Annotated in this window: 27 protein-coding genes and 1 pseudogene; 26 read left to right on the forward strand and 2 right to left on the reverse strand. The window is 43.6% G+C overall.

Features of this window, described 5'->3' with window-relative positions; genetic code table 11:
* Positions 1–306 precede the first annotated feature (306 nt).
* The 26 genes and pseudogenes from ABIA61_RS00360 (at position 307) to ABIA61_RS00485 (ending at position 18,757) form a co-directional block, all read left to right on the forward strand.
* Complete coding sequence (locus tag ABIA61_RS00360; RefSeq protein ID WP_283655438.1) at positions 307–684, forward strand: Imm8 family immunity protein; 378 nt, start codon at positions 307–309, stop codon at positions 682–684.
* Between the two features lie 123 nt (positions 685–807).
* On the forward strand, positions 808–999 hold the full coding sequence (locus ABIA61_RS00365; RefSeq protein ID WP_283655439.1) for a hypothetical protein: 192 nt from the start codon (positions 808–810) through the stop codon (positions 997–999).
* Complete coding sequence (locus ABIA61_RS00370; RefSeq protein WP_404580177.1) at positions 999–1,220, forward strand: hypothetical protein; 222 nt, start codon at positions 999–1,001, stop codon at positions 1,218–1,220. Before ABIA61_RS00365 ends, ABIA61_RS00370 begins: the two co-directional genes overlap by 1 nt.
* A 14-nt stretch (positions 1,221–1,234) precedes the next feature.
* Positions 1,235–1,891 (forward strand): tetratricopeptide repeat protein, encoded by a 657-nt coding sequence (locus tag ABIA61_RS00375; RefSeq protein ID WP_283655440.1) that lies wholly within the window; start codon positions 1,235–1,237, stop codon positions 1,889–1,891.
* Positions 1,892–2,079: 188 nt separating this feature from the next.
* On the forward strand, positions 2,080–2,949 hold the full coding sequence (locus ABIA61_RS00380) for a hypothetical protein (RefSeq protein WP_404580178.1): 870 nt from the start codon (positions 2,080–2,082) through the stop codon (positions 2,947–2,949).
* Positions 2,936–3,976 (forward strand): RHS repeat-associated core domain-containing protein, encoded by a 1,041-nt coding sequence (locus tag ABIA61_RS00385; RefSeq protein WP_283655442.1) that lies wholly within the window; start codon positions 2,936–2,938, stop codon positions 3,974–3,976. Before ABIA61_RS00380 ends, ABIA61_RS00385 begins: the two co-directional genes overlap by 14 nt.
* 76 nt (positions 3,977–4,052) lie before the next feature.
* The gene (locus ABIA61_RS00390; RefSeq protein ID WP_283655443.1) at positions 4,053–4,706 is read left to right on the forward strand and encodes a hypothetical protein; all 654 of its coding nucleotides are present in this window, start codon (positions 4,053–4,055) and stop codon (positions 4,704–4,706) included.
* 71 nt (positions 4,707–4,777) lie between these two features.
* Positions 4,778–7,111 carry a polymorphic toxin-type HINT domain-containing protein gene (locus ABIA61_RS00395; RefSeq protein ID WP_283655444.1) on the forward strand — a complete coding sequence of 778 codons (2,334 nt, stop codon included), beginning with the start codon at positions 4,778–4,780 and terminating at the stop codon, positions 7,109–7,111.
* A gap of 19 nt (positions 7,112–7,130) precedes the next feature.
* The gene (locus ABIA61_RS00400; RefSeq protein ID WP_283655445.1) at positions 7,131–7,451 is read left to right on the forward strand and encodes a hypothetical protein; all 321 of its coding nucleotides are present in this window, start codon (positions 7,131–7,133) and stop codon (positions 7,449–7,451) included.
* 374 nt (positions 7,452–7,825) lie between these two features.
* Positions 7,826–8,187 (forward strand): annotated as a pseudogene (locus ABIA61_RS00405) (polymorphic toxin-type HINT domain-containing protein); the annotation flags it as partial.
* Between the two features lie 21 nt (positions 8,188–8,208).
* Positions 8,209–8,490, forward strand: coding sequence for a hypothetical protein (locus ABIA61_RS00410; RefSeq protein WP_404580414.1), 282 nt, complete (start codon positions 8,209–8,211; stop codon positions 8,488–8,490).
* Between the two features lie 20 nt (positions 8,491–8,510).
* Positions 8,511–8,831 (forward strand): hypothetical protein, encoded by a 321-nt coding sequence (locus ABIA61_RS00415; RefSeq protein ID WP_283655446.1) that lies wholly within the window; start codon positions 8,511–8,513, stop codon positions 8,829–8,831.
* 206 nt (positions 8,832–9,037) lie between these two features.
* Complete coding sequence (locus ABIA61_RS00420) at positions 9,038–9,688, forward strand: hypothetical protein (RefSeq protein WP_283655447.1); 651 nt, start codon at positions 9,038–9,040, stop codon at positions 9,686–9,688.
* Positions 9,689–9,758: 70 nt separating this feature from the next.
* Positions 9,759–10,409 (forward strand): RHS repeat-associated core domain-containing protein, encoded by a 651-nt coding sequence (locus ABIA61_RS00425; protein ID WP_404580179.1) that lies wholly within the window; start codon positions 9,759–9,761, stop codon positions 10,407–10,409.
* A gap of 759 nt (positions 10,410–11,168) precedes the next feature.
* On the forward strand, positions 11,169–12,305 hold the full coding sequence (locus tag ABIA61_RS00430) for a polysaccharide deacetylase family protein (protein ID WP_283655449.1): 1,137 nt from the start codon (positions 11,169–11,171) through the stop codon (positions 12,303–12,305).
* A 230-nt stretch (positions 12,306–12,535) separates the two neighbouring features.
* A complete protein-coding gene (locus ABIA61_RS00435; RefSeq protein ID WP_014280817.1) occupies positions 12,536–12,961 on the forward strand; it encodes a phage holin family protein in 426 nt (141 codons plus the stop codon).
* Positions 12,962–13,043: 82 nt separating this feature from the next.
* The gene (locus ABIA61_RS00440; protein WP_250267997.1) at positions 13,044–13,331 is read left to right on the forward strand and encodes a Dabb family protein; all 288 of its coding nucleotides are present in this window, start codon (positions 13,044–13,046) and stop codon (positions 13,329–13,331) included.
* Between the two features lie 24 nt (positions 13,332–13,355).
* Entirely contained in the window at positions 13,356–13,796 is a 441-nt protein-coding gene (locus ABIA61_RS00445; protein WP_283655450.1) for a DUF86 domain-containing protein, read from the forward strand.
* Positions 13,797–13,804: 8 nt separating this feature from the next.
* Positions 13,805–14,452 (forward strand): helix-turn-helix transcriptional regulator, encoded by a 648-nt coding sequence (locus tag ABIA61_RS00450; protein WP_044646315.1) that lies wholly within the window; start codon positions 13,805–13,807, stop codon positions 14,450–14,452.
* 97 nt (positions 14,453–14,549) lie between these two features.
* Entirely contained in the window at positions 14,550–14,873 is a 324-nt protein-coding gene (locus ABIA61_RS00455) for a YtxH domain-containing protein (protein ID WP_404580180.1), read from the forward strand.
* A 208-nt stretch (positions 14,874–15,081) separates the two neighbouring features.
* A complete protein-coding gene (gene racE / locus ABIA61_RS00460; RefSeq protein WP_044646372.1) occupies positions 15,082–15,891 on the forward strand; it encodes a glutamate racemase in 810 nt (269 codons plus the stop codon).
* 117 nt (positions 15,892–16,008) lie between these two features.
* Positions 16,009–17,262: a M14 family metallopeptidase gene (locus ABIA61_RS00465; RefSeq protein ID WP_404520655.1), complete on the forward strand. Its 1,254-nt coding sequence runs from the start codon at positions 16,009–16,011 to the stop codon at positions 17,260–17,262.
* A gap of 135 nt (positions 17,263–17,397) precedes the next feature.
* A complete protein-coding gene (locus ABIA61_RS00470) occupies positions 17,398–17,664 on the forward strand; it encodes a hypothetical protein (protein ID WP_283655453.1) in 267 nt (88 codons plus the stop codon).
* Positions 17,665–17,846: 182 nt separating this feature from the next.
* Positions 17,847–18,149 carry a heme biosynthesis protein HemY gene (locus tag ABIA61_RS00475; RefSeq protein ID WP_014280825.1) on the forward strand — a complete coding sequence of 101 codons (303 nt, stop codon included), beginning with the start codon at positions 17,847–17,849 and terminating at the stop codon, positions 18,147–18,149.
* A gap of 23 nt (positions 18,150–18,172) precedes the next feature.
* Positions 18,173–18,394, forward strand: a complete 222-nt coding sequence (locus tag ABIA61_RS00480) for a YuzB family protein (protein ID WP_014280826.1) — start codon at positions 18,173–18,175, stop codon at positions 18,392–18,394.
* Between the two features lie 93 nt (positions 18,395–18,487).
* Positions 18,488–18,757 (forward strand): hypothetical protein, encoded by a 270-nt coding sequence (locus tag ABIA61_RS00485; RefSeq protein WP_404520969.1) that lies wholly within the window; start codon positions 18,488–18,490, stop codon positions 18,755–18,757.
* Positions 18,758–18,910: 153 nt separating this feature from the next.
* On the opposite strand, the gene ABIA61_RS00490 is transcribed toward ABIA61_RS00485, so the two are convergent.
* Together ABIA61_RS00490 and ABIA61_RS00495 are read right to left on the reverse strand one after the other, a co-directional pair.
* Complete coding sequence (locus ABIA61_RS00490) at positions 18,911–20,920, reverse strand: LTA synthase family protein (protein ID WP_404520968.1); 2,010 nt, start codon at positions 20,918–20,920, stop codon at positions 18,911–18,913.
* A 239-nt stretch (positions 20,921–21,159) separates the two neighbouring features.
* Positions 21,160–22,320, reverse strand: a complete 1,161-nt coding sequence (locus ABIA61_RS00495) for a THUMP domain-containing class I SAM-dependent RNA methyltransferase (protein WP_404520967.1) — start codon at positions 22,318–22,320, stop codon at positions 21,160–21,162.
* Between the last annotated feature and the right edge of the window lie 100 nt (positions 22,321–22,420).

Consider the following 22,420-nt stretch of genomic DNA (forward strand, 5'->3'; position numbering starts at 1 on the left):
GACTCCAAGGTCTTTCTTTTATCCCCACCCAGTGCCGAATGAATCGGACTACTAATTCCAAGCTAACCTAACCCTCGTAATCCACCTATGAATTTTCCTCAAAATGTCATGTGCGCACAAAACTACTCAATAATTGAATTTTATACCCTTTTCTTTGTAACTTCCTGCTTCATCAAAACCTCAAAATCATCAGACTTTGTTGTTAGATATGGCTATAAGAAAGATGGATCACTAGAATTGAACTTAGAAAACAACATTGGTGGAAATTTCCATATAAAAGTTAAATGATTTGAAGGTGGAATTCGTGTGATAATACCTGTGCTTAAAGGTATTGATTTTGTTAGGAATCCAGAAGAGCAGACTAATTTTAATGTGAGAGCAACAGCTTATACTTCAGAAGTAAATGATAAGGGTGCGGACTGCTTTCATTTCCAAGTGGTTTCACCAGAATATCTAGCGAAATTTTTAAGTGAAAATAATATTTTTGATGGAAGGGCGACATTCATTGTTAGTAAATTTGACCTAGCTTTGTTGGAGCTAGAAGTAAATAAGATTTTAAAGGATTGTATCCGTCCTACTTGGGATGAAGTGGGGAAGGCTATTAACCGACATTTGAGATGGGAATACGATAACATTCAATACATGTCGAGTGAGGAGGTACAATTAAGGGTGGACCTAGATTAATGACAAGGATTCAAGCTGTATAGTTAAATAAAAATAACCAAATCAAATTAGCAGTAGCTATTGATTTAGCTCAAAAAGACTTAAGTAATCTCATTTGAAACACCTTGGAAGGGGTATGACCAGTTGTTAAGTGCATACCAAAATTGGACAGATGCCGAAGTCCTTGGGATAGCGGCGATGGGCATGATTGGTAATTCAGGTGGGAAGTCTGGTAAGGGAAGAACAACAGGCTTTACAAAAATCAGCTTCAAGACAGATTTGTTTAAGCGATATGAGGGCCATGTATTCTCATCCGACCATATTAATACGGGATAATGAAGTTAGGAAAAGATAAACAATCAATATGCAGCAGTATAACTGGAAAAATTGGCTCTGTAGATTCCTCTAAGTTAAAACAAGGTTCAAACCAAATGCATACTAATATTAACGGATATGATGTTACGATAAGACTTTACGTTAATGAAAATGGTACAGTTATTAACGTGAATACCTTTATGGGAACTGCTGACAGGGTAATTGGAAACTTCGTTAAATAAATTGGAGTGATAAAATGGAAGATATAAAATTGCAAGAAACTATATCAAAATTAGTTGTTAGTCGGGACTCTCTTGAGGAAGCAGAAAGGCTAATGCTAGACTATGTGAAAGTAAATCCAAATGATGTTGATGGTTGGGCTAGATTGGTCATTTTGGAGACACTTTCTTTGATTGAAGATTATGAACGAGCTACTAAGTATCTCACCAATGCTCTAGCCTTTCACAAGGATAATTTGTTATTTTTTGTTTTAATGTTGTTCTTCTCCGATTGGTATTTAGGCGGTTTAGATGAAAAGATGATAAGGAAAGCACTCGAACTAAAAAGTACAGTAAATTATGAAGTTTCCTCCATGTTGTCTTACATTCTTGCATGGCATTACAAGGGTATGGACATTTGTAAATTTGATTCATTATTAAATGAGTCGATACAAGAGTGTCCAAAACATGTTACTAACTTCACTGATTTGGGAAAGCACTATCTAGATAAGGGAGATAAAGAATTAGGAAAAACATTGATTCGGAAGGGAGTATCAAACGTTAAATTAATTTATAAAGATTCCAATATTGATTATGATCCACTCGATATAGTTCGCTTTGTAAATGAGAGGATAACTGGAGTATTTATGACTGAAAATATGTATCACTCTCTTAATAAATTGATACAAACTTAAATGTGAAAGACCTTAAAAGGGAAATGACAAAATTTCCAAGAGTCTCACCTACAAGCTCTTTCTTCTCTATACAAGATTTTAAACATTTAGCCACAATGCAATATAGTTTCGTGTTGTGGTTTTTTATTTTATTATTATAATTTATCTATATATTTACAAAAAAACAAGCGATCACCTTTCAATATAACGTGGCCAGGCTGGTTATGGAAGTGGCGGGACCGGATTTTAAAACAAATTATACCTATGACCTTGCGGGACGCCGAACCAGCATGACAGATGGGCAGGGAACGACCTCGTATGCCTATGATCCATCCAATGGGTCGTTGACCGGACTGAAATACCCGGACGGCACGCAAATAACCTATGAGTACAACAAGCAGTCTCGCACAGGTTATGTGCTGACCGATGCTGCTGGTACGTCTATGCACGTTCAATCGAAGCTGGACAGCTTGGGCCAAGTGACTCAAATGGACGTTAGCAGTGGAACAGGGACAGCGGGCGTACAGAGTGTGGCAGGAGCGAGTGCTGCTACGGGCGGTTCACTGGACCGCATGACGTTTGAGTATGCACCAAATGGGTTGCTGAAAGGTCAGTCTTCAAGCCGAGGGCTGAGTACGCGATTCAGCTATAACGGACTGGACTTGTCCGGGGTTACGGTCGAGCAAGGCGGTACAGCGCTACACCAATTTGGGTATGAGCGGGATGGGAATAAAAACATCATCGGACGTACACAAAACGGAACCACGGATTCATTTGGATATGACCCGTCCAACCGAATCGCCAGCGAAGCCGCAGGTGAGAAGAACAAGACCTACGGCTACGATCCGAATGGAAACCGAAGCGCGGAAGGCAGCGGCCGAGTGTTCGGTATGACAAACGCCAGTTATAGCTATGATTCCGTCAGTCGTCTGACCCATGTGAGCGGTGAAGGGAAAGAGGTTGGATACAGCTATAACGGAGACGGGCTGCTGTACGAGCGTACGGAGGGCGATAAAACGACCCGGTATTACTATGATGAAGAAGCGAAGCTGATGGCAGAAGCTGATGGCAGAAGCTGAGGTCGAAGGTGGAGCGGCGAAGATCACCTACGCCTATGTGTATGACTTGTCCGGTCAACTGTGGGCCAGACAAGACAAGGCGAGCGGACAACTGCAATATTATCAGCTCAACGGTCACGGTGATGTTGTAGGCCTAAGTGATAGCTCGGGCAAGGAGCTGAACAGCTACAGCTACAACATTTGGGGCGGCCCGGAGACGGTGAAAGAGACCGTATCGAACGTGCTACGTTATGCTGGCGAGTATTGGGACGACACGACTGGACTCCAGTATTTGCGCGCACGTTGGTACGATCCGGGCACAGCCCGTTTTATGGGCGAGGATACGTATCAGGGGGAGATCAGCGATCCGCAGAGCTTGAACTGGTATGCGTATGTAGCCAATAATCCATTGAAGTACATTGATCCAAGTGGGCATAAAGTTTGGCTAGTTCATGGCACTTTTTCTGATCCAAGTACATGGGATAATAGTAAAACGTATATTAAAAAAGAGCTTTTTCATGAACCGATTGAAACTCCACGATGGAGCGGTAAGAATAGTGATGGAGCCCGAGTTGAAGGTGCAGAAAAAGTAGCGAATGAGATTTATAATTATCACAAGGCTCATCCAAAAGAACCTATACGAATCATGGGGCATAGTCACGGAGGTAATGTTTCCATCATGGCAACTAATATTTTGGCTAAACGTGGGGTGCATGTCGATACACTTATTACTATAGCGACCCCAATAAGGGGATATAGGTTGGAAACAAATGTGGGACAACATATAAATGTTTATAACTATAAAGATATTGTTCAAATTAATGGAGGTAGTATCTGGGTTTTAGGAGATGCAAAACGTAAATACCCTGGTGCTGAAAATATTGAGGTGAAATTATCATCGTATTTTATTAAACATCCAATAGAAGCCCATTCTGTAATGCACAGTAATCCTAATATACTGGATAAATATGTCAAACCTCTTTTGTTACAACATAATTTTTCTGAAACTAGGTATAAAAATTTGATGGAGAATAGAGCTACACATTAAGCGGTAAGCGCTATTTAGATTTGATTAATGTAAATTGAAATGTAAAAATTAATGAAACATAGACAGGAGGGAGTAAATGAGTAAAATGCCTGTTTGGTTCAAAATAATATGGATGGTACCTATTCTTATAAATATAGCAGCCTTAATCTGGTTTATTTTAGGATCAACTGGAGGGTTTCAACGAGGACAAGATTTAATTGAGACAGTGATATTAATGGTATGTGGAATTCCATCCATTATCATTGTGCTGATATCTCTAACGTATATCTGGCAAGGATGGGCACCATTCAGCGGAATGAAGTATATAGTATCAGTACTGTTTATGGCATCATTACTCTTTTTTTCTTATCATTTGGTGGAGGGTACTCCTACCCGAGGGTGGTTATATGATAATGTTGATAGTGATCCTGTGCGATTAACGTCGGATCAAAAATATGAATATCGCATTGATATAATTAATCCTTTCCAGAGGAATAGTAGGGAACAATTGCATTTGAAAAATATTTCAACAGGAGAAGAAAAAAATATCGCTATTTCAATTATAAAGGAAAATAAAGGTTATTCAGGTGGTGATGGAAATGATTGGTCTTGGGGTATTTTAAAACCGACAAAAGTACCGAATCAATACGAGTTGTCTACTCTGGACGAACATAATAGAGGGCGATATGGTATGGATCCCAGAGTTTTTCTAATTGATATAGAGGAGGGGACTGTGCAAATATTGAAATAGGATTTTTAAACATTTTACCACAATGCGATATAGTTTCGTGTTGTGGTCTTTTTTTAATTATCAGTCCTTAATTGCGCTTACTTCAAACTATTGTAAATAAATATTATGGTGGGCTGGTTACGGAAGCGGCGGGACCAGATTTTAAAACAAATTATACCTATGACCTTGCGGGACGCCGAACCAGCATGACAGATGGGCAGGGAATGACCTCCTATGCCTATGATCCAGCAAATGGGGCGTTGACCGGACTGAAATACCCGGACGGCACGCAAATAACCTACGAGTACAACAAGCAGTCTCGCACAGGCTATGTGCTGACCGATGGTGCTGGTACGTCTATGCACGTTCAATCCAAGCTGGATAGTTTGGGCCAAGTGACTCAAATGGACGTTAGCAGTGGAGCAGGGACAGCGGGCGTACAGAGTCTGGCAGGAGCGAGTGCTGCTACGGGTGGTTCACTGGATCGTATGACATTTGAGTATGCACCGAATGGGTTGCTGAAAAGTCAGGCTTCAAGCCGAGGGCTAAGTACGCGATTCAGCTATAACGGACTGGATTTGTCCGGAGTTACGGTGGAGCAAGGCGGTGCGGCATTGCACCAATTTGGGTATGAGCGGGATGGGAATAAAAACATCATCGGACGTACACAAAACGGAACCACGGATCAATTTGGATATGACCCGTCAAACCGAATGGCCAGCGAAGCCGCAGGTGAGAAGAACAAGACCTACGGCTATGATCCGAATGGAAACCGAAGCGCCGAAGGCAGCGGCAAAGTGTTCGGTATGGAAAACGCCAGTTATGGCTATGATTCCGTCAGTCGTCTGACCCATGTGAGCGGTGAAGGCAAAGAGGTCGGATACAGCTATAACGGAGACGGGCTGCTGTACGAGCGTACGGAGGGTGGCAAAACGACCCGGTATTACTATGATGAAGAAGCGAAGCTGATGGCGGAAGCTGAGGTCGAAGGTGGAGCGGCGAAGATCACGTATGCTTATGTGTATGACTTGTCCGGTCAACTGTGGGCGAGACAGGACAAGGCCAGCGGACAGCTGCAATATTACCAACTGAACGGCCACGGGGATGTGGTGGGCCTGAGTGATAGTGCGGGCAAGGAGCTGAACAGCTACAGCTACGACATTTGGGGCGGCCCGAAGACGGTGAAAGAGACTGTTCCGAACGTGTTGCGCTATGCTGGTGAGTATTGGGACGACACGACTGGACTCCAGTATTTGCGAGCCCGCTGGTATGATCCGGGCACAGCGCGTTTTATGGGCGAGGATACGTATCAGGGAGAAATAAACGAGCCGTTAAGTTTGAATGGATATACGTATGTGCATAATAATCCGTTGACTAACAGTGATCCAACTGGGAATTGGTGTACAGCGACGGTTAGGGGGAAATATTATTCTCACCCTGGATATTGCAGTGGCTCAGGTAAAAATGCAGACTATATTTCAGATTCCATTTCCATTAATTTTGGTCGGTCTATTTACGCTGCAGGAGTAAAACAAGGGACATGGTATCCTAAAGGCGCGACTCGGATTACATGGGATAAATCAGGTATATCTGATGCTGTTATGGGTTGTTACTATGATGTACAGTGTGCAAGTTTTGTAAGTGGTTCCCTTGTAGAAGGACCTGCCATAGCTAAAGTGACTAAAAGTAAAGGTGCCGGTGCGGGCAAAACAGCAAAAGATATAATAAGTAAATGTAATTGCTTTACAGCGGGTACGGAGGTTCAAACAGATGAAGGGGAGAAACCGATTGAGGACATTGAGGTAGGTGATAGAGTCCTAGCCAAAGACGATGAGACAGGAGAAATGGCTTACAAGGAAGTTGAATGGCTCTTTCAACGTGATGTTAAGGAAACATATAATATTACTGTCGGCGGCGAAATCATAACGACTACTGACGAGCATCCGTTTTGGATTGTCGGCAAAGGTTGGGTCAAATCCAAAGACCTATTGGTGGGCGATATTCTTACAACCTCGGCTGGCAAGGAATTAGACATTGAGAAAATTGAGGTTAAGAAGGAACATGCTACTGTATACAATTTTATGGTAAAGGACTTCCATACGTACTTTGTATCGAATCTTGGAATTTGGACGCATAACAGTTGTGGTACTGGATGGATAAAACATGACACGTACAATGAAATTCGTAATAAGTTTGGTAAAGATGCAGTAGACAAGTTTACTGATGCTATGAATAAGGGGTTAGTTAGTGGACAAGGGGCAAATGGAATCAAACTCCTTTCAGGAGATGGGGTTAAGGTAGGAGGTTCTTTCTTTAAATATGAAATTAAAATAAAAGGTAAGTATGGAGATTGGAGGGTTTATGGTAACTATGACGCGAAATTAAATCGAATTATATTTAACAAATTTGACAAAGGAAAGCATTAGAAAAGGTGTGTTGATAATTATGAATGTCGGGGAATTAAGAGAATGGATTATTAATAACAATATCGAACATCGTTCAATAGAGGGATTCTGGATTGCGTTTAATAATTATATGGAAGAATCTCCAGATGAGTTTAAAATCTATTTTAATTCTTTTAGTGAACAGTTTTTGGATATTAAAGTACAACAAGTAGCACTGATGATTAGTGATTATCCAGAATATGAATCAATTCATGTTGTAACGTACATCCCAATTATTTATAATTCCAGAACGATTGGGCTGTTCAGATTGTTTTTCTCTCTTGATGGTGTAGTATATGATGATTATTTTTCACTGGATTGATTTTTCTGACCTTGAGGAATTATCCTCAAGGTCTTCCTTTCACCTGCACCTATTATCGAATGAGCCTAGAATCGAACTTAACATTCATTACCCTCGTATAATATTTCTCTAATATAGCTGTAGGCACGTGTATAGTCTTGAATAGTATACCCTTTTATTTTAATGTTCCACCCCCGTTATAACGTAAAATCATCAGATAAAAAAAGAAACAGGCAATCATCTGCATTATGCGATAGCTAGTCAACATCCTTTACAGCATGTTGAAGAACAAAACCGAATACCGTCTTATCGCTATACCTGAACGGCGGCAAGCTAATGATACAATCGCAGTAGCTGAAATAGTTGCTACCTTCTTTCTTCCCTGAACCAAGTTTATAACTAACAAAGGGGAGAAGAATATCGAAGACATTGAAGTCGGTGATAAGCTTCTTTCCAAGGGTGAAGCGACTGGCGACGTAGCTTACAAAGAGGTTACGGCAACGTTTAACCATAAGACGGATGAGATTTATAACATCCATGTGGGCTACCAAGTCATGAATCAACCTTCAATCATCCGTTTTATGTTGAAGGTAAAGGGTGGACGTTCGTCAAAGACCTCAAACCCGGTGACTTGCTTGTTCAGAGTGACGGGAATACACTCAAGGTAGACAGCATTGAACTGGAACAGAAGCACGTCACAGTTTACAATATGACAGTCGATGAGTTCCATACGTATTTTGTTAGTGATCTTAATATCTGGGTTCATAACACTAACTGTGTGCAAGCTTGGATAAAAAGGGATACCTATACTGATATTCAGGATGCATTCGGAAAAGAAGCCGCTAATAAATTCTCAAATGCTATGAAAAAAGGATTTGTAAATAGTGCTAAGAGTGATAATGGTATAAAGGCACTATCTGGTAGTGGAGAAAAAATAGGCAGCACATATTATAAATATGAAATTAAAGTAGTTGGTAAATATGGAAATGCAAGAGTATACGGTAATCTTGACCAAAAATCGGGCCATATTATATTTACCAAATTTGTTAAATCACATTAATTAGGGAAGGTTTGTGTTTGATGGAAGTTGGGAAACTGAAGGAATGGATAGTTAATCATCAGGTTGAAAAAAGAACTCTAGAAAATTTCTTTCTAAACTTCGATAATTATATGAAAGAACAAGCAGAAGAGTTTCACATGTTTTTTGGAGATTATGATGATAAATATTTGGATGTATATCTAAAAAAAATTGCTTTAATGTTGGATAATTTTCCGGTGCTTGATTATGTTCATGTCATTTCTTATTTACTAATTGAATATAAAGGGAAGGTGGTAGGTGAATATAGGCTACTCCTTACTTTGGATGGAGAGGTTTATGACTTCTTGTTAACTTTATATTAAGTTGGAGGGTGGCAGCAGAAAGTTGCCACCTTTTTCTTTGCTTTGTCAAGATTACAACTAACGAAGGAAAATATTGATATTAAAAAATACTAGTTTTTATTTATTGTTAAATAAGGTAAGTATTTGAGGTATTCAAGTATCAGTATCAGTTATTTTACAATGTGAGGAATCATTTTAGTGAGAATTTAATGACTGGAGGGAAGGAAATGAAAATGCCTATCTGGTTCAAAATAATATGGATGATACCTATTCTTATAAATATAGCGGCTTTCATATGGTTTATTTTAGGCTCAACGGGGGGCTTTCAACATGGACATGATATCTTGGGAACCGCTACAATGGTTTTATTTGGAGTTCCGTCAATTATAATTGTATTAATATCGTTAACGTATATTTGGCAGGGATGGGCCCCATTTAGTGGAATAAAATATGTGGTGTCAGCAATATTGATGGCATCTTTACTGTTTTTTTCTTATTATTTAGTAGATGGAACTCCCACTCGAGGATGGCTATATGATAATGTTGATAGTGATCCAGTACGCTTAACTTCAGATCAAAAATATGAATATCGTATTGATTTAATTAATCCTTTCCAGAGGAATTGTAGGGAGCAATTACACTTAAAAAATATTTCAACAGGAGAAGAAAAAAATATTCCTATTTCAATTAGAAAGGAAAATGAGGGCTATTCAGGTGGAGGTAGCGAGGACTGGGCTTGGGGTATTTTAAAACCGACATATGTACCGAATCAATACGAGTTGTCTACACTGGACGAACATAATAATGGGAGGTATGGTATGGATCCCAGAGTTTTTCTAATTGATGTAGAGGCGGGGACTGCGCAAATATTGAAATAGGATTTTTGAATATTTTACCACAATGCGATATAGTTTCGTGTTGTGGTCTTTTTTAATTATCAGTCCTTAATTGCGCTTACTTCATGTTATTGTAAATAAATATTATGGTGGGCTGGTTACCGAAGCGGCGGGACCGGATTTTAAAACCAATTATACCTATGACCGTGCAGGACGCAGAACCAGCATGACAGATGGGCAGGGAACGACCTCGTATGCCTATGATCCAGCAAATGGGTCGTTGACCGGACTGAAATACCCGGACGGCACGAAAATAACCTACGAGTACAACAAGCAGAGTTTGGCAGGGGCGAGTGCTGCTGCGGGCGGATCACTGGATAGCATGACGTTTGATTATGCCCCTAACGGGCTGCTGAAAGGTCAGTCTTCAAGCAGAGGACTGAGTACGCGATTCAGCTATAACGGACTGGACTTGTCTGGGGTTACGGTGGAGCAAGACAGTACAGCGCTGCACCAATTTGGTTATGAGCGGGATGGGAATAAAAACATCATCGGACGTACGCAAAATGGCGAGGATACGTGTCAAGGTGAGATAAGAGATCCGCAAAGCTTAAACTTGTATGCATGCGTTGCGAATAATCCGTTGGGGTATGTTGACCCGAGCGGGCAAGAATTTATGCCTACGACTAAAGGCGGAATATTTTATACTAACCAGAAGAACATTATACATTGTGAAAGAGTAGAGATTTTTGGTTCAGAGTAAAGCCAAATTCGCCTTGAGGGATAAATTCCTTCAAGGTTTTTCATTTGCATTGGACTCATTGGGTTATTTTATGCAGATGAATTGAATATGGGAATTTCATAATAGGGAAGTATAAGAGTACAATGGGTACAGCCATAAAGCTGAATTAAATATATTTAAAACTATTGCCGTAGAGTCACGTTTAATTGCAGAGTATAATGCAATTGATGGTGAAGGAGTTCTCTACAACTTGGAAGCAATAAGGAGAATTAAGACTAGGGGATTTCTTTTTTTATGAAAATAAGAGCAGGTTCGGAAAAAAAGAAGTTATCTTATTTTCAGAAGAATGTCTTAATGAAGTTTCAATAATTATTGTATGACTGTAAAGGGGAGTGGTCTGTTATAGCCACTTAATACTGAGTACAAAATTCATGAAAGGCTTGTTTTATAAGCTCTAGTTCTACTAAAAGAATTTATTAATCGCTTGCATTTTAACTCAGCTAATTTATTCACAACTTTGTAATCTCGATGGTCGGGGAGATTGCGAGATTGTTGTCGAATTGTTTCACTATATTTACATACTATACTCTGGTAATCTATTAATATATATAGGGGGGGACGGAAAGGCGTTCCGATTCAAAAAGTTGAGATACGTTTATGTTCTATATGTTTAGTGAATGTCTATATTGCCATGTCTATACCGTCATGTCTGTATAACTTCATAGACAAGCTAGAGATAGCTCCCGCACATATAAAATACAGCACAGGATGGTGTAAGTAATGAAGTTTTTGAATGTAAAATGGATGGCTGTATGTTTGATGGCAATCTGTTGTTTGGGTCTGTTGGGCATACATACGAATACGGCAAGTGCGCAAGCGAAGACTCCTTTGCTGGGAGTCAATGATGTATTACTGGATTCTAATACGATTCAGCCGGTGATGGAAAATGACAAGTTGTATGTACCTATCGTTACATTAGGTCAAAAGATGGGGATTTCGACTTCGGTCAGCGGACGTACATTGCAGTTGACGGGACATAATCGCAGCTTTACGCTGGATGTGACCAAGGGTGATGTTTTTGAGCGCGGAGGACGTACGATGGTGCCGATTCGCACATTGGCGGATGCCTTCGGTTTTACCATCACGATACCTTCAAGCAATGTATACCGGATTCAGAATGCGAATGCAAGCTTGTCTGATGCACAATTTTTGAACAAATTTGCCGCAGAAATTAAACAGTATGTTGCTGTGAAGCCAGGAAAATCTGGCAATACAGGAACTAAGGGGAACGCTTCCCCATCAAGCCGTACGATTTATTTGAGCTTCGATGACGGTCCTACAGCCCATACTTCACAGCTGTTGGATATCTTGGATAAATATAATGCCAAGGCGACTTTCTTCATGTTGGGACCGGAAATTCGTCAACATAGTGCAGTTATGAAGAGAATGGTAGAGGCGGGTCATGGTTTGGGCTTGCACGGGATGACGCACCAGGTGAAGAAAATCTATGCTTCTCCGGCAGCGGCGCTTGCAGAAATGAATCAGGATAATGAGATTTTATTCCAGGCAACAGGGCAACGCACTTCTTTAATTCGTACGCCTTATGGCAGCAAACCTTATTTGAATAAAGCATTCCGTGATCAACTGACGGGTGCAGGCTATCATATTTGGGATTGGAATGTAGATTCCAACGATTGGCGTTATACCAAAAATCCAGAGCATTTTGAACAGAGCGTTCTGCGTGATATTAAAAGATTGAAGAAACAAGGCAGAACACCTGTCGTTCTTATGCATGATAAGCCATCTACGATCAAGGTGCTTCCACAGATCATGGCAGCTTTGCAGAAGGAAGGTTATTCGTTCGAGCCGTTGAATGGCAATCTGACTCCACTTAATTTTTGGAATGATCATCGTTAATTGAATAGCTGTCAGAAAAACAGGCTACCCTACTTTATTTTTTGAAGAGGGGGGTCTGTTTTTTTATAAGCGGTAAGCAGAAATCAGGCGTGTTGGATAAACAAGTATTACGTTGCCCATAAATTTTATATGAATCTATGAATTACATATCCCTGTTCAGGTCATATGACTTTACGGGTTGCCACGTCGCTGCATATATTGCAGTAACCGCCCCGAGAGGAGGAACAGGTATGAATATTAACCCGGCTATGTTTAGTATGTTTTGTGCTACCACAGGTGCCATTATAACATTTGCATTTGGCGGCTGGAATCAGTTGATGGTGCTGTTCACAGTTGCGATGGCTGTTGATTATGTGACAGGAGTTGCCGCAGCGATTAAGACTGGACAAGGCTTGAGCAGCAAAGCCGGTTTTTGGGGATTGACGAGAAAGGCTTTGATGCTGATGGTGATTTCTTTGGCACATCATATGGATCTCCTGATGGGCACCGAAATCATGAAAGGGGCGGCGACGTATTTTTATTTATCCAACGAATTAATCTCGATTACAGAAAACTGCTCACGCATGGGCTTGCCACTTCCACCAAAGCTCAAGAATTTTTTTGCTCTGCTGAAGGACAAGGAGTCTGGTGGGAAAGATGGTGGAAAAGATCGCTAGAATTATAAAGCTTCTTTCCGTATGTGGGGCGTTATGATAAAATTTTGAAGAGAACATTTTAAAAGATAAGGAGCCTATACGTATGATTAAACATATTGTTTTGTTCAAATTGAAAGACCGCTCCCCTGAAAGCATTGAGCATACGGCATCCATTTTGCGCAGCATGAACGGTAAAATCAAAGAACTTCTGTCACTCGAAATAGGTACGGATGTGATTCGTTCGGAACGATCTTATGATATTTCCCTTACGGCTGTAGTCGAAACATTGGAGGACTTGCAAACGTATCAGGTACACCCTGTGCATCAGGAGATCATTGTACACATGAATGAAGTGAAGGATGTATCGATCGCAGTTGATTATGAAATTTGAAGCGGTTACGGGAGGTGCAGGATCTTGTATTATGTCAACCGGGAGCAAATTGAGCTTCGGCTAGGGGCCGTTACCGACATTGTTGCAGGACTCCGCCGCATATCGGCCGCTTGGAACGGAGATTTGTTGCAGGGGCTGGTGCAGGAGCGCTGCCTTCATCTGGCGATTGAAACGGTGACGGACGTAGGAAGCTATATCATTGACGGATTTATTATGCGCGATGCCAGCAGCTATGAGGATATTATTGGTATCATTCATGAAGAGGGTGTACTGGATGATACCGTGTTTAATCCGCTGCTGGAGCTGGTAGCTTTGCGGAAACCCTTGGTGCAGGAGTATTTCCATTGGGACCGGACGAGCCTTCATCCGCTTACACCTGAGCTGCCCGAGCTATTGGAGCGTTTTGCATCCAGTGTGCATGACTACTTAAATAAGGAATTGGGTCAGCAGCCCGAGGGAGTGTAAAGGCTAAAGTGACGGATAAGCATATCGTACCCGAAATGCCCACCAGGCGCATGATTATGACACTATTGAAAACCCAGGGACCTGTGGGCGTCGGAAGCTTGGCAGCTCAATTGGGCATTACTGAAATGGGGGTGCGCAGGCATCTCAAATTGATGGAGCAGGATGGTCTCATCGTCGCTACAGTAGTGCGGCAGGCGATGGGACGTCCGACGTTTTTGTACAGTCTAAGTGAGCAGGGAAGTGAGCAGTTCCCCCGAAATTATGATCATTTGTTGCTGGAGCTGCTGGAGGAACTGGATGAAGAGCGGGGAATGGAAGCTGTTTACTCTCTGTTTGACGGCAGAAAACGCAAAATGATGAAGCGTTACGCCCCTCAGATAGAGCGCGAGACCACGCTGGCTTCACGTGTGGAAAAGCTTTCCGGTATTCAGAACGCCTCCGGTTATATGGCGGAGTGGCGGGAAGAAGAGGACGGGAGCTACTCTATTGTGGAATACAATTGTCCGATTTCTCAAATCGCAGGCCGTTACCGCAAGGCTTGTGAATGTGAGCAGCAAATGTTCGAGGAGCTGCTTGATGCCGAGGTTGTTCGTGAGGATTGCTTGGCGGATGGAGGACGTTGCTGCCTGTATCGTATCCGGTCCCGAAAAATGTAGGTACTTTCATGGCTTGTTCGCTGTGTCATGACAAGCTCTCCGTGCTTATAATGCATTAACAGATGGGCATTCGCCCGGGCATAAGGGAGAGATGATGATGAAAGAATACTACAAAAGCTTTATCCGTGGTGCGGTAGCAGGTAGCATTGCCGGTTCGCTCGCTGCGCTGCTGTTTGCCCCCAAGTCAGGTCGTGATCTGCGTCAGGACATAAAGGATCAGGCCCGTCTTGTCAGTGATAGAGGGCAGGAACTGGCGGGGAAAATTACAGACGCCTCTATTGAGTATACCGATAAAATTAAGGATACGGCCTCAGCGGTCATTCATGAAATCGGACAATTTCGTAAAAAAAGTGAAGTTCTTCCCGAAGTCAGCATTTCATCTGCTCCTGTTCAAGAAGATACGAAAAAGGATTCTCTGTAATCAGCTCTAAATGAATATAATATAGCTGAATATGGATTCGCTTTGAGGCTTCTCCTGTTGGGATGAAGCCTCTTTGTTGATGGCTTTCCCTTTTTCGAGTAATATTTGGGGGTACCTTTTACTCGAATACAACATAAGGTATGTAGCAACGGATAGCTTCCCGAGAGGGAACGACTCATACTTGAACAAAAAAGGAAGCGGTGTGTACGTGCAGCAAGCGATTGCAATATTGGATTCCGGTGTAGGAGGTTTGACGGTAGTTAAAGAAGTCATGCGTCAGCTTCCACGGGAAAAAATCATTTATTTTGGAGACACTGCGCGCACCCCGTATGGACCCCGGCCATCGGAAGAGGTTAAGAAATTTACAGAGCAAATGGTTGATTTTCTGATTCAATTTGATCCGAAAGTCATTATTATTGCCTGCAACACGGCAACAGCCGCGGCATTGGATTATATTAGCCAAAAGGTATCCATTCCGGTGATCGGAGTCATCCACCCTGGGGCACGTGCTGCAATCAGCGCAACAGCCACCGGGCATGTCGGGGTGATTGGGACTGTCGGTACGATTCGAAGCGGAGCCTATACGGCTGCGCTGAAGCAACTATCCCCCTATGTAGACGTGTTGAGTCATGCCTGCCCTGCTCTCGTTCCTTTGGTGGAACAGGGACTGTTCCGCTCAGACACAACATCAGAGGTCGTAGAGGAGTCGTTGAAGCCGATTCAAGCGTACCCGATTGATTGTTTGATTCTCGGTTGTACGCATTATCCTTTTTTGAAGGAAACGATTCAGGAAGTGATGGGCCCTAACGTGAAGCTGATTAGTTCAGCAGACGAAACGGCTCGTGAGACGAGTACGATTTTGTATAACAAGGGCAAGTTAGAGGCCGGGGATGAAACCCCTGTGCATCAGCTTTTTTGTTCCGGTGATCCGGAAATGTTCCAGAGCATTGCCGCACAGTGGCTTGGGGAGCAAATTCGTCAAACGCCTGTTGTTTGGCAGGTTACCAATCTGGATTGATGAGGCAGCCGATTTTTTTGTCATTGGACAAAAGAATCGGCTGTTTTGGTATTCGTTACATCAAGACACGCCGCGTCTGCATAACATGCAGTAAGACAGATGGAAGGGGCGTAGAAGATGAGGGAATATATCGTACAAAAAGGAGATACTTTGCACCGGGTCGCCTCGGCTTTTAAATTATCGGCAGATACATTGATGGCAGACAATCCGTGGACTGCCGCGCAACCCTATCTGATTTGTGGTCAAGTGCTGTACATTCGTCCGTCAATGGATCGTAAATACGTTATTCAGGCCGCTGAGCATGCCAGACAGATTGCCAAGCAGTTTGGTATGGAGCTTGATGAGCTGCGGCAGGTCAATCCCGAACTTGCGGAGCATGATTTTGTGGAAGGAAAAACCATTATTATACCTGAAAACCATCAGAATCAGATTGTACGTTTGCGTGGAGAGTATGGATACGAGGACTTGAGAGAAGATCTTGCGGCCCTGGCTCAAAGGTATCCGTTTATTGAAGTGGGCAGCATCGGCACCAGTGTCATGGGGAAGGATATCCCCTATGTACGCATTGGACGGGGCCCGCTGAAAATTCACGTCAACGCCTCTGTACATGCCAATGAATGGCTGACGACACCATGTTTGCTGCGTTTTGTAGAGCGATATGCGCAAGGAGTCGACAGTACGAATGGAAATAAAGGTGGGGAGCATCATGATGAGCGTGAGGATCAAGGCGAGGCTCCTCTATGGATATATGGAGTTTCTCCACAAACCTGGCTATACCGCACTTCTTTATGGGTAGTGCCCATGGTCAATCCAGATGGGGTGGAACTGGTTCAACAAGGTGTCCTTCCGTCTCATCCCCTGTACCATGACTTAAGAAAGTGGAATGAAGGCCGTGCTGATTATCGTGGATGGAAGGCTAACATTCGCGGTGTGGACCTTAACGATCAGTTTCCGGCGTATTGGGAGGAAGAGGTACGCAGACGCGGTAAAACAAGCCCGTCCAGAAGGGATTATGCGGGCCCTGCGCCTTTGTCTGAGCCGGAGGCTAAAGCGCTTGTCGATCTGACGGAGCGGGAACAGTTTGATATGGTGTTGTCCATACACAGTCAGGGACAGGAAATCTATTGGAATTACCGGGATTTGGAGCCAAAGGAGAGTCGGGATTGGGCATCACGGCTGGCGGCTGCAACAGGATACCGGGCGGTAAAGCTGGGGGGCAGCGATGCGGGATATAAGGATTGGTTTATACAGCGGTTTGGAAAACCGGGTTTTACCGTTGAAGTCGGGCTGGGTGTAAATCCGCTGCCTATGCGTGATTATGACGATATTGCGGCAGAGGTGGGCATGTTAATGGCAACGGTGCTTTCATAGTAAAAGGGTTAGCCTGAAACTCCATGGTTTATCAGCACGTATTAGGAGGAGCACGTGTTTTACAAGTGTTCCTCTTACATGTCCCTTCAATGGGGTATATATACTTAGGAGCATTGGAAATGGAGTGAACAACCTATGAAGTGGAAAAGATTACTGTCTCTCCGTCAATGGTCACATGTGTTTCGTCGCATGCCCCGGTTTATTACTTCGTCGAAGATTCCATTGGGTGAAAAATTGCTGTTTGCCGTCCCTGTATTGCTCTATTGGGTGTTGCCAGATGTCATGCCATTTATGCCCATTGACGACATTGGGGTGACGCTGCTGCTGATGAACTGGTTTGTGACCCGCGCTGAACGTAAATATCCCGATGTGCTTGAGAAGCAGCACGTACGTGTCCAGTAGGAATAAAAGCTTATGAATTTCGTGATTGCGATTTTTCGCCATTTTCTTTACAATAGGAATATTGCCTTTCTAGTATAGAGGCTATTTGTAGTTGTTGAATTTACCTGTTAAATTGTGTGGCACGGATATTCATACTCCGATGGACCACACTTCATTTGATTAATATGAAGGAGATGAAGTTGATGAATTGCAAAATTACTCGCAACGCAGCTAAAGTATTGAAGCTTGAATTGGATAAAGAAGAAAACCAAGGGAAGAGCCTGCGCGTTGTCATTACTCATTCCCATGGAGACCATGCTCATTACGGGCTGGATTTGGACACGCCTAAAGAAACAGATACCGTCGTATCTACAGATAAAGGCATTGATGTTATTTTGGAAAACGGCCAGCCGCTGCTGGATGGTGTAAAAATTGATTACTTATACTTCCCCGAAGAAGGATTTGTCATTACTAACCCTTCCCAAGGTAATCACGGCGACCACTAAGCCGGAGCACGGAGGGATGACAGATGGCCAATGATATTCGCGTATGTGATGAATGCAATCATATTCGCTTGAAAACGATCCTGCCCAAGCTGCAAAAGATGGCACCGGATGCGGAGATCAAAATCGGTTGCAAATCGTATTGCGGTCCTTGTGGAAAGCGGGCGTTTGTATATGTGAACGGACGTTATATAAGTGCAGCTACAGAGGATGAAGTATTGGAGAAGGCTGCGCGTTTTATAAAATAATTCCAGTACGCAGCATTCACAGCTTTGTATAGTTCCCCTTCTTCTGATCCATGCTAATGGATGCAGACCACTGCCCAGAAGGAGGAGTGACTCATGGCCCAATATGATTCCAATCTCGACAATCACAGTGTCGAGGCCCAAACGCAAAACTCGGTAGACAAGCTTCACCATGCCGTTTCTCAGGCACTGTCACATCCGGCTGAGCAACTGATTGAGCAGGCGGAGCAGTCCCGTACTCATGCGGAGCATGCTTTAGAGCAGGCGAAGGACAGCCTTGGCGACGATGCGGTAGAGGTTGCTGAGGAAATGCTTGGTGAAGAAGCACAACGGCTGGAGCAAGCCAAAAAAGCATTGCGCCCATAAGCATTCGTAAATGTAAATGAGCGCGGTTTACTAGCTCAAGAATACAAAAAGCCCGATCATCAGCATATGCTGCTTGATCGGGCCTTTTCTTGTTGGTATTATCTTTCCGGGAATCTGGGAAGAGTGCTGTGTAAGCAACCTTCCTCAGAAAATTTAATTGGATGTCGAAGGAGTCGCAGTGACTTCTTTGATTTCCGGTTCCCATTGGCGAATGAGATCATATGTGATCACCTGATCGGAAATGTTCAACCGATTGAGTGCTTCAGTATACCCCGGTCCGCAGGCGTTCACATCCGTAGGCTGGCCTGTGGTGAGGTTGTAACAAGTTCCTTTGGAGAACGTGCCATCCTCAGATGGAATGTAGTACACACGACCATCAGTGAAAGCGCCACTGCGCAGCACGACCATACGAGGCTTTTCGCTGAACAGATCATTACCCATAAAGTAATACGGTTTCGTTGAAATGCCAAGCAGATGCATCACCGAAGGTGTCAGATCAAGCTGTCCTGCCGGTTCAGTGTAAGTTCCCGCGCGGCTTCCATCGGGAAGATGTACTAGCAGTGGCACCTGGTTCATGATTTTTTGCATGTCGAGATCTGTGAGTGGTTTACCCAGAAATTTCTCATACAGTGCCTTATCTTTAATAGAATTGTCGTGATCCCCGTAGAACATGAGGATCGTATTATCCCACAATCCGTCTTTCTTCATCTGATCGACCAGCTCGCCTAGTGCTTCGTCCACATAATGGACGGATTTCAGATAGTCTCCGAACATGGTCCCTTCAAACTCACCAACGTCCAGATCCACGGCGTCTGGTGGCAGATTGTACGGGTGGTGGCTCGAAATTCCGACCATATAGGCGTAGAACGGCTGTTTTACTTCAGTGGTGAGATCATTGAGCGTTTGACGGAAGAAGGATTTGTCTCCCAGTGACCAGCCGAGTGGCTCATCTATCTCAAAATCCTTTTTACTGTAGAACTTGTCATAGTTCATTGCCTTATACATTGTATAGCGATTCCAGAAGCTGCTGTCGTATACGTGAAATGCATTAGGGCTGTAGCCAGTATCTTTTAGAATAGAAGGCAACGTATCGAATTTATGGTCCGCATAACGGATGAATACCGAGCCTGTAGGGAGCGGATGCAGAGAAGCATGTGTAGAGAAATCCGCGTCCGAAGTACGGCCCTGCGCAGTCTGGTGATAATAATTGTTAAAATACATGCTTTCCTTCGTCAGCTTGTCAAAGTTAGGAGTAATGGCCTGACCGTTGATTTTTTTGCCGATGAAAAAGTTCATATACGCTTCAGCTTGAATGACCATCACATTTTTGCCTTTATACTTGCCGGATAGGTCATTTTTCACTTGGAGCAGCTTTTGATGCTGATTAAACCATTCCTTATCCTTATCGGACTCCGCCTGAGCCAGCGTAGGCTGGGATCCCAGATGATCCTGACTATAGCGGTAAATGTCGTACCCGTGAAATCCGATCAGCCCGGTTACATTGTACAGGGCCATCGACCACCAGTTACCGACGAATATGCCGGTTGCCCACGTGGACGTATAATATTTAATCGGTCCAAAGGTAAAAATGTAGCCGATCAGGAAGGCCAGCGCTCCTTTGGAGAAGCGAAGCAGAAAGCTTTTGGTGAATGAGCGGCGGGACGTTTTGAAGTAAGGATCACTTGTTACATACCGACGCCGTAAGGAAGCCATGAACATCACATACGGAATGAACAGTATCCAGTCTGCAAAAAAGAAAAGATCCCACCAGTACATCAGAGATGCGATACTTCCACCCAAGGAATCAACTTGTCCAGCTTGAAGCAAGACGGGGATCGTAATGAAATCCTGAAAATACCGATAATAAACCATGTCAGAATAAATGAGAGCGGTAAGCAAAATATCGAGCACTACAAGAGCGACCAAACGTCCGCGCCTTGACAGCCATAGGGTCCAAAAACTCACAAGCAGGAGCGAACCGATAGCGATGACATAATCCAGCGGATTCATGTCAATATTTTGGGCATGCAGGTTATGGTGGATCAGAACGAGCTTGCCAATCATAAGTACAAAAAACAGACCAAACCCAAAATATCGGGACAGCAGCATTCTGCTGAACATGTTTCCAGTGCGATTTGCACCGGCCGTGCGAATAACCAACACTTTACCCCCTTCGGCATAAATGTTCGGCTAGTATAAACTACATATTAACGTAATGTTAAAACCGAAATCGCCTTTAATTATTATAGCGCTCATCCCGCGCATTTCAATGATTAAGTAAAGAAAATACAGCATTTTCCTTCCAGTACAGCAGGGGAAAGCCACATTTTTATCCTATGAACAGCACAAATCAGGCCAGGAGGCGAACGGATGGTTCGCTTCCTGGCCTGGGCATCATCTATTTAAGACTGCAACGGCGGAGTATCTTTGCGGCGCGGCGGTAGAGGGCCCAGATACTGATAGTATTGGCATTCGATCCGGCCATTAAACAGCTTGCGTCTCTTATCGGCTTTGCGTCCCCAATAGTGCTCGAATTGCTTGGTGGAGCTGATAGCAAAGAAGGACCATGTCTTCATTTCCGCTGCCGTGCGTGCGAGTGAACGGATCAGCTTTTCCACCTCGGATTGCTCGCTCAATCTCTCACCATAGGGTGGATTGGTAATCATCACACCATATTGGCCTTCAAGTCTGACTTTCGTTACAGGCATTACCTTTAGGGAGATATCTTTAGCGAAGCCTGCCGCCTTTACAGCTGCCTCTGCGACTTCGATGGCACCCGGGTCAATATCGCTGCCTGCAATCTCGAAAGGAATGTCATCGCGGGTCAAATCCATCGCTTCGTCACGAGCTTGATCCCAAAGCTCGCGACCAATGACAGGCCAGTCCTCCGAGTTAAAGGTACGTCTCAATCCCGGGGCAATATTCCATGCCTGCATTGCTGCTTCTACCAGCAGAGTACCGGAACCGCAGCACGGGTCATAGAATGGTCGATCCGGGGTCCAGCGGCTAAGCTGAATAAGAGCCGAAGCCATAGTCTCTTTGAGCGGTGCCTCCGTTACGAGCTTGCGGTAGCCGCGCTTGTGCAGCCCCGGACCCGTCGTATCGAGCGTTAGCAATGCACGGTCATTTAAGAGAATGACCTCTATAACATAACGAGGGCCGTTCTCCTCAAACCAATCCGTGTGATAGGTTTCCTTGAGCTTTTCCACAATCGCCTTCTTGACGATTCCCTGACTGGCTGGTACGCTACTAAGCTGTGATTTGTGCGAACGTCCCTCTACAGGAAATTCACCATCCAAAGGAATCCAATCCTGCCATGGCAAAGCTTTGGTGCCCTCAAACAGCTCATCGAAGGTGGTTGCGGCAAATTCACCCATTTTAATAAGAACGCGGTCTGATGTGCGCAGCCACAGGTTACACCGGCATATATCCATATAATCACCGGAAAAAACGACGCGGCCATTCTCGACGGTCAGGTCCTCATATCCGAGTTCTCTGAGCTCCCGAGCCACGACGGCTTCAAGTCCCATCGGCGCAGTTGCAATTAGTTGCAGTTGAGTCATTAAACGTATTCACTCCGTCCCCATAATCATATAAGCTTGTTTCAATCCCTATAGTATAGGTCATTGTACACGAAGAGACAAATAATTAAGGCAAATAATT

Source organism: Paenibacillus sp. RC21 (assembly GCF_044907935.1).
Lineage (GTDB): Bacteria > Bacillota > Bacilli > Paenibacillales > Paenibacillaceae > Paenibacillus > Paenibacillus terrae_A.

Coding starts and splice junctions, on each gene's coding strand:
- ABIA61_RS00370 (WP_404580177.1), top strand. CDS start 999: ATGAAGTTAGGAAAAGATAAACAATCAATATGCAGCAGTATAACTGGA.
- ABIA61_RS00375 (WP_283655440.1), top strand. CDS start 1,235: ATGGAAGATATAAAATTGCAAGAAACTATATCAAAATTAGTTGTTAGT.
- ABIA61_RS00385 (WP_283655442.1), top strand. CDS start 2,936: ATGGCAGAAGCTGAGGTCGAAGGTGGAGCGGCGAAGATCACCTACGCC.
- ABIA61_RS00390 (WP_283655443.1), top strand. CDS start 4,053: ATGAGTAAAATGCCTGTTTGGTTCAAAATAATATGGATGGTACCTATT.
- ABIA61_RS00400 (WP_283655445.1), top strand. CDS start 7,131: ATGAATGTCGGGGAATTAAGAGAATGGATTATTAATAACAATATCGAA.
- ABIA61_RS00415 (WP_283655446.1), top strand. CDS start 8,511: ATGGAAGTTGGGAAACTGAAGGAATGGATAGTTAATCATCAGGTTGAA.
- ABIA61_RS00420 (WP_283655447.1), top strand. CDS start 9,038: ATGAAAATGCCTATCTGGTTCAAAATAATATGGATGATACCTATTCTT.
- ABIA61_RS00430 (WP_283655449.1), top strand. CDS start 11,169: ATGAAGTTTTTGAATGTAAAATGGATGGCTGTATGTTTGATGGCAATC.
- ABIA61_RS00435 (WP_014280817.1), top strand. CDS start 12,536: ATGAATATTAACCCGGCTATGTTTAGTATGTTTTGTGCTACCACAGGT.
- ABIA61_RS00440 (WP_250267997.1), top strand. CDS start 13,044: ATGATTAAACATATTGTTTTGTTCAAATTGAAAGACCGCTCCCCTGAA.
- ABIA61_RS00455 (WP_404580180.1), top strand. CDS start 14,550: ATGAAAGAATACTACAAAAGCTTTATCCGTGGTGCGGTAGCAGGTAGC.
- ABIA61_RS00465 (WP_404520655.1), top strand. CDS start 16,009: ATGAGGGAATATATCGTACAAAAAGGAGATACTTTGCACCGGGTCGCC.
- ABIA61_RS00470 (WP_283655453.1), top strand. CDS start 17,398: ATGAAGTGGAAAAGATTACTGTCTCTCCGTCAATGGTCACATGTGTTT.
- ABIA61_RS00475 (WP_014280825.1), top strand. CDS start 17,847: ATGAATTGCAAAATTACTCGCAACGCAGCTAAAGTATTGAAGCTTGAA.
- ABIA61_RS00480 (WP_014280826.1), top strand. CDS start 18,173: ATGGCCAATGATATTCGCGTATGTGATGAATGCAATCATATTCGCTTG.
- ABIA61_RS00485 (WP_404520969.1), top strand. CDS start 18,488: ATGGCCCAATATGATTCCAATCTCGACAATCACAGTGTCGAGGCCCAA.
- ABIA61_RS00495 (WP_404520967.1), bottom strand. CDS start 22,320: ATGACTCAACTGCAACTAATTGCAACTGCGCCGATGGGACTTGAAGCC.